Origin of the sequence: Thiocapsa sp. UBA6158 (genome assembly GCF_002423035.1) — a bacterium.
Classification (GTDB): Bacteria; Pseudomonadota; Gammaproteobacteria; order Chromatiales; family Chromatiaceae; genus Thiocapsa.
The window spans coordinates 23,158-32,234 of sequence record NZ_DIUM01000073.1; the positions used below are offsets into that span (position 1 = coordinate 23,158).

The window sequence follows — 9,077 nt, forward strand, 5'->3', positions numbered from 1 at the left end:
GGAAGGACTGACCGGGCCCGGGGCGGTTGGGGTCTCCTTGCGGATAAGGAGGCCTTGTTGATGTCGGAAGGCGTGACCGGATCCGGTGTGGAGCCGAACCCCCCGGACGTGGAGATGTCGGTGGAGCCATATCGTGCGGACGTGCTCATGGCGGTGATGTCCGAAAATCTAAGGTCACGTTTTCGGGCTCGGGCTCCGCAGTCGTGGCGAGGATCTTTAACCTGTTGAATATGAAACAATTATTCCGGGGGATGGGACCCTACCCCCCCGGCCGATACCGCGGGAAATTTCGGCCCCGGTTTTTCACCGTTTTTCGGGGCCTATGCGTCTCGGCAGCAGAGTGCCGACGTGGACGGTCGGGTCTGGATTGCGCCCTCCCGCACCAGCGCCGCGAACCCCTTGATGGATGTCTCGACGGTGAAGTCTGCCCCGTGCCAGACCGGGAACGACGCCGGCCAAAGGGCAGCCAGGGGCAGGACCAGGCGCCACGGCTGGCGGTCCTCCCGGTAGGCGAGGCAGGGCCACAGATGCGCCCTATCGGCCTGCTCGACGGCCTGACGCCAACAGGTTGCAAGCGTGCCGTTGGTGGTCGTGCGGTGACGCTTGACCTCGATGGCGAGTGCTCGCAGGGCATCGGCCACGGCTCCGACCTCATCGACGTGAACCGTCAGGTCGTGCCCTCCCGCGCGGCTCTGCTCCAGATTGCGCGTGAGCCGGACACCCAGCTCCTCATGGATGACGTGGGACAGCTCGCGCTCGCCGGTCGCACCCTTGGTGCGCTGCATGGTGCTCATGTCGGGCTGCCCTCCGTGGTCGGATAGAGATCGTCGAACGTCGCTTGCGGGTGCTCGCCGGGCTCGGGCTTGTGGTCCCATGCGCCCGACAGGACCACGGGCCACGCAAGGCAGATCGTCATCAGGATGGCGGTTGCGTCGATCATCGCTGCTCGACCTCCTCGAACAGCGTGGTCTGTCCACGGCTGCGCTGGCGGTTGCGTCGGCGGTGCGCCGCGTCATAGGTGTTGTGGCAGCGCTGGCACCAGGCGCGCAAATTCTCGGGCCGGCTGTCGGTGGTGTCGTGGTTCAGGTGAGCGATGGTCAGGACCACGCGCGATCCGGTCACGGGATGCGGCTCGTGGTTCGCCGCCCGACACTCGGGATAGGCGGGGCTGCCCTCGCAGCAGTTGCCCGCGCGCTCCAGGATCGCCGGCCTGATCTCGGTCTTCCAGTTGGCGGGGTAGAGGCTCCAGTTCACGGGCATCGACGTGTCTCCTCCTCCACCACACTCTCCTCCTCCGCGCCGCCCGCGGAGCGCGTCAGCTCGGCACGCATCGCGGACAGCTCGCGGGCGGTGACGGGTGCGCCGGGGCGTCCATCGGACGGACCCAACAGGTCAAGATCGGCGTGCCGGTCGTCTCCTTCGTGGCTGGCGGTCGGGGTCCACTGGCTCCGAGCGCGACGGGTCAGCTCCTTGACGGCTGCGTCGCGCGAGTCGAAGCCCATTTCCATCGGCAGCTCCACGCGCCCCGTGGTCCGATCCAAGATGCCCCAAATGTCGTCGGGCGCCTGGAAACAGACGGGGCTGTCGATCAGCAGGACATCGCCGGGGGCTGCGTTGGAGCCGGACTCGACCCGCCAGCCGACGATGGGGTGCGTGGTCACGAGGGTGTCGTCGGGGTCGTCGGGGTTTGCCCAGACCGACAGCAGGACAAGCGCGGGGTTGGTGTTGGGGATCAGCATGTCTTGGTTCCGTGGGCGGGTTGTTGGGGTTGGGGTATCACGTCGATCAGCCTTTCGGCGCCGAACCGCAAGGTCAACGCGTGGCGTGCCTCGCTCGACTCGCAGCCGGGGGCCAGCATGGTCAACCAGGTGGCGGGGTCGTCGGTCAGGCGGTAGCGATAGACGCGCATGGCGGATCGGGCCTGCTCCACGGCAACGGTGCGGGGCTCGCCGCCGTCCATCTCGCGTATCGCCGCGCGCTCCTCGACGGCCTCGGTGATGCCGTCCAGCTCCTCGGTGGTGAGCGTGGGCGGTTGGGTTAGGTGATCGATCAAGGCGCGCTTGTGGGTCTGGATCAATCCACGCAGGTGATCGGTCAAGCGCTCCCGTGGTCGCACCCGCAGGACATCGGCAGCGACATCGACGGTGATGCCGTGGGCACGGATCTCGGACAAGAGGATGGGCAGGTCCATCTAGAAGACCTCCCAATCGTCGTCTTCGGTCGCTGATTCGGCGGAAAACGCTGCATCGTGCGTAGGTGGGGGGTTCGCAAACGCTAGGACGCTAGAGCTTTGATTTACAACGGCTTTTTGTGCTTTCAAAACGCTAGGGCCTAGCGTTTCGGTTTTGCCATTTTCCTTTATGAAACAGTCCTCTAGCGTCCTAGCGTTTTGAATAGGGGGGCTAGAGGCACATAGCGGTTTCAGGTAGCGCCGGAAGGCGTCGGCGAAGTCCGCCAGCTCATAGCCGTGACGATTCGCGCCGCCGATCCAGAGTTGCTTGGACTTCACGCCGTAGGGCTTGAGCATTTTGGACAGACCCGTGGATGTCAGGGGCCGGCCGTGGCGCCACTCTGCCCACGGGCGTTCCTCCAGGTCGATCAAGGCCAGGACCAGCGCGTTGGAGTGCAGCCGAATCAGATTGCCATCGGCGAAGATGCGCCGGATGTCCTCAAGGATCATCGGGCCGATGTCGTCCTCCTCCTCCTCGACGTTCAGCGCGTGGAAGGCGTCCACCGTCTTCGTGGGCCAGTCATCGCCCACGGTCTCGGCGATGGCCAGTAAGGGCGTCCAGTTATCCAATGCGCGATCGTTGCCGGATGCCGGGAGTGTCGGGTGGGTCTCGCGCAGGATCTCGGCGTGGTCGGCTGCCCAACGCTTGCAGCGCTGGCGGATCTCCAGACAGCCGACCTCGAAGGCAATGCTCAGCTTGGTGACGCTCTCCCCGGGGAGTCGTCGCCGCAGTTGGATGACGACGGACCTGTCCACGATGGTGCTCGGGGGCCGCTTGATCATCGCAATTGCCATCGGCGCCCATGTGCTGAATTTCTTGGGCTCGTGGTCGTCGCCGACGGTGCGGACCACGAACGCGCCGGTCTTGGTGTGACCCGAGTTGATGATTCCCCTCAGCTCATCATTCTGTGCCAGGAACGTATCGGCCTCATCGATCAACAGCGTCGGGGTCCATGCTTCGATGACGCGAAAAACAGCAGCAGGCGAGATGTTGCTCGCGACTAAACCACGGTGGACCAGGGGGGCTAGGAGCCCGGTCAGCAAGGTGGACTTGCCGCAGCGCTTCTCGGGGCTCGTGATGGTGAGCTTCGGCCAAATGCGGAAGGCGTCATAGGCGTAGCTGCCCAAGATCCACAGGGCCAGCGCAACGGCCGCGCCGGTGGGGAGTGCCATGTGTCGAACCAGGATCTCGCTCAGCTCCTCCAACAGCCCCGCACCGTCCACGGGATCCGGGTACGCCTCGACCTCCTCGACCAATGGCGTAGCCGTGGGGTCGGTGCCGGCCGCCCTTCGCGCTGCATAGACCTCTCGATCCAGCGCCGCACCCCGCACCCCGAGTGCCTTCGCTTCGGTCGCGCGTACCCGCTCATAATCCAAGGGTTTCAGACGTGCCAAGCGCTCCACGGCTCCCTCCAGGGACTCGGGGACAGGCTCGGGGCTCGCCAGTTGCGCGCGAACGGCCTCGATGCCCTCGGTCTGGCACAGGTCGTTGAAGTCCGTGCCCTCGATGGCGTGGCCGGTGAAGCGTGGGACCACAACGGATCCGCCCACGGCCGCCGCCGCTGCCGTGGCGTGGGTGACGCCGGGGTTGCCTTCGGTGCGTCGGTCGTCGTCGGCGCAGACGATGATGGTGTGGTCGGGATGGGCGCCACGTAACGCTTTGGCGACGGGCTCCAGATTGCCCGCGTTGAAGGCGCACACCACGGCCGCGCCCGTGGCCTCGTGGATCGTCGCCGCGGTCGCGTAGCCTTCGGCGAGATAGACCGGGGCACCCGCCTCGACGCTGCCGATCAGGTGGAAGTGCCCGGCCACGGATGCGCCGCCGTTGAAGCGCTTGCTGCCGTCCGGGGTGATGGTCTGGATTCCGAACAGCTCGCCGGCCACGTCCCGGACAGGGATCAGCAGGTGATCGCCGTGGCGCCGGATGCCGTGGGGCTGCACCCGCTTGGCGAGGAGGTAGTCGTGGTCGGCGGTGGCGTTGGTGGCGCTCTCCCAGCTCGCCGCCGCCGTGGTACGTGCCGCCGCTCGCCGGGCCACGTCTTCGGCTTCGCGGGCCTTCGTGGCGGTCTCGATCTGACGCCGGATGTCCGCCAGCTCGCCGGGATCGGTGGCGTGGTCTTCTTGCTCCCAAGATTTCCACGCGACGGTGGGCGTGCTCACGTCGCCGGTCAGGCGTGCGTCGCCTGCCGTGATCATCAACCAGGGCCGCCCGGTGCGCCCGGTGCCGGAATCGGCGATGTACCACAGGTGATCGGCGTTTTTTTTGCGCCGCCAGCCGGAATTGAGCTCAAGGTGGTCGATCGCGATACCTGCCGCCGCCATCGCGCCCACGGCCTCGGTGACCAGCTCGGGCAGGCTGCGGGGCGGTGACGCGCCGGACAGGCGCCGTTCAAGGTCATCAAGCTGGCTGCGGTCGGGCTCGGGGGGTGCCTTGAAGCGCCGCCCGGTGCGGACCACGGTCTCGGTGGGGGTTGTCATCTGCATGATGCTCCGCGCCCCGGACGGTCAGGTCCGGGGCTCCGCGTGGTCTCAAAAAGGGATGTCGTCGTCGAAGTCCGGGGCCGCCTGGGGGGCTGCTCGACCACGGGGCGGCTGGGCTGTCGGCGCCGGACGCGGGGTGGGTGCGGGTGCCGGTGCCGGAGTCCCGACGATGCGCCGCTCCAACATCCACTTCACGATTGCGGGTGCGGTCTCGGGATCCGGCTGGGCCTGGGGGTCGTCCACGTCGGAGTAGGCGAGCGAGCCGGACCACGCCGGGGCGACCATGCCCCGGGGTAACGGGGTGGCGCCGATGACGCGGGGCTTGGGGCCTTTGGGGCTGTCGCGGTGGATGACCTCGATCAGACAGGGGCGCCCGAGCATCTGCGACAGATCAAGGTTGTCGGGGATCTCCCGGCCGCCAGCCAGTGCGCGGAGCCGCTTGAAGAGGTTGGCTTTTTGGCCGAACGCGACGGTCAAGACCTCCCACGTGGACAGATCGCCGCCATCGGCGCCGGCTTCGGGCGCCGTCCATTCCAGGCACACCATGTCGGACGTGGATCGCTGCCCTTGCCACTCGCGTTCATGCTTCCCGACGAAGTGCATACTCGTGAGCACGACGGCCGTGGTGCCCTCGGGAAACAGCTCCCAATCGTCATCTACGCTTTTGAATTGGCGCCCCATGTCACACCTCCTCCATGTCGGTCATCGCCCATGCGGGCAGGGAAAGCGCCTCGATGCGATCCGAGTAGGCGGGCCAGCGATCGGCCGCCAGACACTCGGCGTAAATCCGCAGTGCGTCTCGGTAGGCTGCGCGACCGACCGTCAGGGCCGTGTCGGAGATCCGATAGACGCCGATGGCGTAGGGCTGCGCCTTCTCCACGGCGATGATGAGAAAGTCGGTCAAGGTCTCGCCGGTGATGGCGTAATACCCCTCCGCGTACATCGCCGCCTGGGTGTGATAGCCACGCTGGTGCATGACGCGCTCGAACCCGCGTGGACTGGCGTCCAGCGCGCTTTTCAAATCCACGATGACGCCGATGTCCGCCCGCAGGGCATCGGGCCGGATGCGACAGCGCACACCTGTTTCGGCATCTACGTAGTACCCTGACACCTCCACGGCCGCGCCCTCGATCGCGGAGCGTGCGATGGGGTGGGCATGGATCGACGCTGCAATACCCTCGATGACCTCCGCATCGGCCGCGGTAATCGTGGTCGCGTCGGGGCGGGCCTCCAGGTGCGCCGTCCAGATAGCTTTGCCCTCCTTGGTGCGTCGGTCGCAGACCGGGGCCACGGCGAACCGCTCGCCGAACGTGTCGGGCTCCAGGATGCGCGCGTGGATCGCGCGACCTAGCAGCATGGCGGGCGTGTCGGCCCTGGGTGCGGCCTGCTCCGCTCGGTAGTGGGCGGGGCTGCGATTGACCAAGGTCCGCAGACCGGAGGAGGAGATGGTCGTTGGGTCGCCGTGGTACGCATCATCGGTGATGCCGGACGCCCAACAGGGCCACGTGGACGGACAGGGGATGTTGGCGGTGGTCATGCTGCGGACCTCCCGCGGGCCAACAGCCACGTCATGTACAGCTCACGGTGCAGCAGCAGGCGCCGGCCGCGCCGGATGACGGCGCCGGACTCCTCCAGTCCGTTGGTCGATCGATGGAATAGGTCGTCGCGGATACCGCCCACGGTAAGCGCTGGCTCGCATCGGGCCAGATCGCGGACGGTGTAAAGCGTCGGCGCCGTGGGATGTAGGGGCGGTGGCGCGGCCTGGGTGGCTGCGGCGAGTGCGGCCTGACTGGCTGCGGTCGTGCGGGTAGGCATTACCTGATCTCCGTTCGTCTTGTGGACATGCACCACGGGTTGTGTGGTGCGACGGTGATCAGGCTAGGCGCGGGCTAGGGCGGGTGTCCCGGGCGAGAATTCGGCTTTTCCGCAAAGGACGGAACGCCAGAAACTTAGGCCGAATCCGGGCGAATGTCGGCGGGGCTTTTCGCCCATGTCTCGCGCGTTTTCCATGTGTGCTCAAAGGTGTCGTCGGTAAAAAGGCGGGACTCCTTCAAGCACTCCACCTTGATCTTTTTCTTCCAGCCGTAGCGAGGACGCAGGACATCCACGTCAAGCGCTTGAGCAATCTCAAGGATGCGGTCGGCTCGCCGCCTTTCGATCGGACTTAGGTCCGGGTGCGGATCGGGCAAGATACCGGGGCACAGCGCCGCCAAGTCCGCCCGCTCCACATAGCGGTCGTGGACGATGCGCTCCTCGGTGCGGTGCGTGGGCTGTCGTGTGGGCCTACTCGGGTCTCCCGTGCCGGCCTGTCGAAAGCGAGCCGTCCGGGAGGAGACCGGAACCTCGATGGTCCGGGTCTCGATTTTCACCAGGGGCCGGACATCGCGTGTGGCGTTGGCGGTGGCTTGCCTGCTCGGCTCGCCGCCGCTTGCCGGGTGGGGTCCGCCGTAGCGTGCCCACACCACGATGATGACGGCCTCGTCCGTGGTGTAGCGCTCCCTGATCCAGCCGGGGGGTAGCGCTTCCACGTCAGGCACCATCGGCGAAGATCGCCGCGTTCATCCTTGCGACGACGCCGGCCACGTGGCTATCACTCAGGTGGGCGTAGCGCTTCACCATCTGCAATGTCTTGTGGCCCAAGACCTCCGCAATCTCGGCGAGCGAAGCGCCGTTCATGGCGAGGTAGCTCGCCGCGGAGTGCCGTAGATCGTGCCATCTGAAGTCATCGATCCCTGCCGCCAGACAGGCGCGCTCGAAGGCTGCGCTCACGTCCACGGGGGCGATGGGCTTCTGACTGCCGTCCGGGTTGCGGTGCGGGGTGCCGGGAAAGAGCAGATCGGTATCAAGGCGCCGGACCTTGGCGCGCTCCTTGAGCAGCTCCAGGGCGGGGCCGGTCAAGGGCAGGACGCGCCGCTCGCCGTTTTTGGTCATATGCAAGGTGGCCACGCACCTGACCAGATCGACATCGGGCCAGCGCAGACCCATGACCTCCATCCGCCGCGCGCCCGTGCTCAAGGCGATGACGACGGCAGGATAGAGCGCGTCGTTGCAGCTCTCTTTACAGGCGATCAGCAGGCGCCCGCGCTCATCGTCGGACAGGAAACGCACCCGGCCGCGTGGCTCCTTGGGCTTCGTGACCTTCAAGACCGGGTTGTTCTCGATCCACCCGTATTCCTTCACGGCGATGGTGAAGGCGTGGGACAGGACGGCGAGATACCGAACGAGTGTGGCGTTGCTGCGGTAGCGAGTCGGGCCGGCCTTCGCGGGGTCCGTGGTCCTGGGTGGGATCGGCTCATCCTTGAGGATGTCGCGATACTCCGCGATCAATGCCGGGGTCACGTCAGCCAGGGCGTAGCTCCCGAGCTTGGCGTTCCACCATCCCAGTTGTGCCGCTTGGTGGTCGCCGTCTCGCTTACCCGGCAGGACATCGCGGGCGTAGCGCTCGATCAGGTCGGACAGAGTGTGGCGCTTCGCCTCGGTGGTCTTGAAGTGCCGGCCTTCACGAATCGCCGCCTCGGTCTGCGTGCCCCACTTGCGGGCGTCGGTCAGCCTGGGGAACGTGGCGGTCTGGCTCGGGTGGCCCTTGAGCCGGACCTTCACGCGATAGGTGGTGGTGCCGGTGGCGTCGGTGCGCTTCTCGATGGTGGCCATCGATCAGACCTCCCGACGCAGGCGAACGGGGATGTCTCGACGTGCGGTAAACTTGGCGGTAGCCATTGCCGAACCTCTCACTCAGGTTGGTGGTGGTTAAGGGCCTCGTGGATGTTTGCAGCATCCTCGGGGCTCTGTCGTGTTGGGGGGTACTGCGGACGATTATAGCGGCTTTTTTCGTGGCGGTGTCCCGTGAGTGTCCCACAACGAAAAACGGCCTAGGCGGATTTCACCTAAGCCGTTGATTTCATGGTGGGCCGTCTAGGATTTGAACCTAGGACCAAGGGATTATGAGTCCCCTGCTCTAACCGCTGAGCTAACGGCCCGTTTTTTACGATGAGATGGTTGTTGCGGAAACGGCGCCATCCATGGCGATTGAAATCCGGGGCTAATCGGCGTCGAGGAAGCTTCTGAGCTTGTCCGAACGCGTCGGATGACGGAGCTTGCGCAGGGCCTTGGCCTCGATCTGGCGGATGCGCTCGCGCGTGACGTCGAACTGCTTGCCGACCTCTTCGAGTGTGTGGTCGGTGTTCATATCGATGCCGAAGCGCATGCGCAATACCTTGGCCTCGCGCGAGGTCAAGCTGGCGAGCATGTTCTGGGTCGCTTCGCGCAGACCTTCAGCGGTTGCCGATTCGACCGGGGAGATGACGCCTGAGTCTTCGATGAAGTCGCCGAGATGCGAATCTTCGTCGTCGCCGATCGGCGTTTCCAT

At 66.0% G+C, this 9,077-nt stretch carries 12 protein-coding genes and 1 tRNA gene; all 13 read right to left on the minus strand.

All coding sequences use genetic code 11. The features are described from left to right. Nucleotides 1-320: 320 nt before the first annotated feature. Nucleotides 321-794 (minus strand): putative PDDEXK endonuclease, encoded by a 474-nt coding sequence (locus B4N44_RS11015; RefSeq protein ID WP_296700703.1) that lies wholly within the window; start codon nt 792-794, stop codon nt 321-323. Continuing rightward, complete coding sequence (locus B4N44_RS11020; RefSeq protein ID WP_296700706.1) at nt 791-940, minus strand: hypothetical protein; 150 nt, start codon at nt 938-940, stop codon at nt 791-793. Before B4N44_RS11020 ends, B4N44_RS11015 begins: the two co-directional genes overlap by 4 nt. Further along, on the minus strand, nt 937-1,260 hold the full coding sequence (locus B4N44_RS11025; RefSeq protein WP_296700709.1) for a hypothetical protein: 324 nt from the start codon (nt 1,258-1,260) through the stop codon (nt 937-939). The genes B4N44_RS11020 and B4N44_RS11025 overlap by 4 nt, the downstream gene beginning before the upstream one ends. Beyond that, nucleotides 1,251-1,739, minus strand: coding sequence for a hypothetical protein (locus B4N44_RS11030; RefSeq protein ID WP_296700711.1), 489 nt, complete (start codon nt 1,737-1,739; stop codon nt 1,251-1,253). Before B4N44_RS11030 ends, B4N44_RS11025 begins: the two co-directional genes overlap by 10 nt. Beyond that, nucleotides 1,733-2,191 (minus strand): hypothetical protein, encoded by a 459-nt coding sequence (locus B4N44_RS11035; protein ID WP_296700714.1) that lies wholly within the window; start codon nt 2,189-2,191, stop codon nt 1,733-1,735. The genes B4N44_RS11030 and B4N44_RS11035 overlap by 7 nt, the downstream gene beginning before the upstream one ends. After that, nucleotides 2,192-4,708, minus strand: coding sequence for a DUF3631 domain-containing protein (locus B4N44_RS11040; protein ID WP_296700717.1), 2,517 nt, complete (start codon nt 4,706-4,708; stop codon nt 2,192-2,194). A gap of 51 nt (nt 4,709-4,759) precedes the next feature. Further along, complete coding sequence (locus B4N44_RS11045; protein WP_296700721.1) at nt 4,760-5,392, minus strand: hypothetical protein; 633 nt, start codon at nt 5,390-5,392, stop codon at nt 4,760-4,762. A 1-nt stretch (nt 5,393) separates the two neighbouring features. Beyond that, the gene (locus tag B4N44_RS11050) at nt 5,394-6,248 is read right to left on the minus strand and encodes a PD-(D/E)XK nuclease-like domain-containing protein (RefSeq protein WP_296700724.1); all 855 of its coding nucleotides are present in this window, start codon (nt 6,246-6,248) and stop codon (nt 5,394-5,396) included. Continuing rightward, nucleotides 6,245-6,526 carry a hypothetical protein gene (locus tag B4N44_RS11055; RefSeq protein WP_296700727.1) on the minus strand — a complete coding sequence of 94 codons (282 nt, stop codon included), beginning with the start codon at nt 6,524-6,526 and terminating at the stop codon, nt 6,245-6,247. The genes B4N44_RS11050 and B4N44_RS11055 overlap by 4 nt, the downstream gene beginning before the upstream one ends. 134 nt (nt 6,527-6,660) lie before the next feature. Next, entirely contained in the window at nt 6,661-7,239 is a 579-nt protein-coding gene (locus tag B4N44_RS11060; protein WP_296700730.1) for a hypothetical protein, read from the minus strand. 1 nt (nt 7,240) lies between these two features. Next, the gene (locus tag B4N44_RS11065) at nt 7,241-8,362 is read right to left on the minus strand and encodes a tyrosine-type recombinase/integrase (protein ID WP_296700732.1); all 1,122 of its coding nucleotides are present in this window, start codon (nt 8,360-8,362) and stop codon (nt 7,241-7,243) included. Nucleotides 8,363-8,612: 250 nt separating this feature from the next. Further along, nucleotides 8,613-8,688 (minus strand) — tRNA-Ile (locus B4N44_RS11070). Between the two features lie 62 nt (nt 8,689-8,750). Beyond that, nucleotides 8,751-9,077, minus strand: a 327-nt coding sequence (locus B4N44_RS11075; protein ID WP_296700735.1) for a sigma-70 family RNA polymerase sigma factor, incomplete at its 5' end; no start/stop codon positions are given.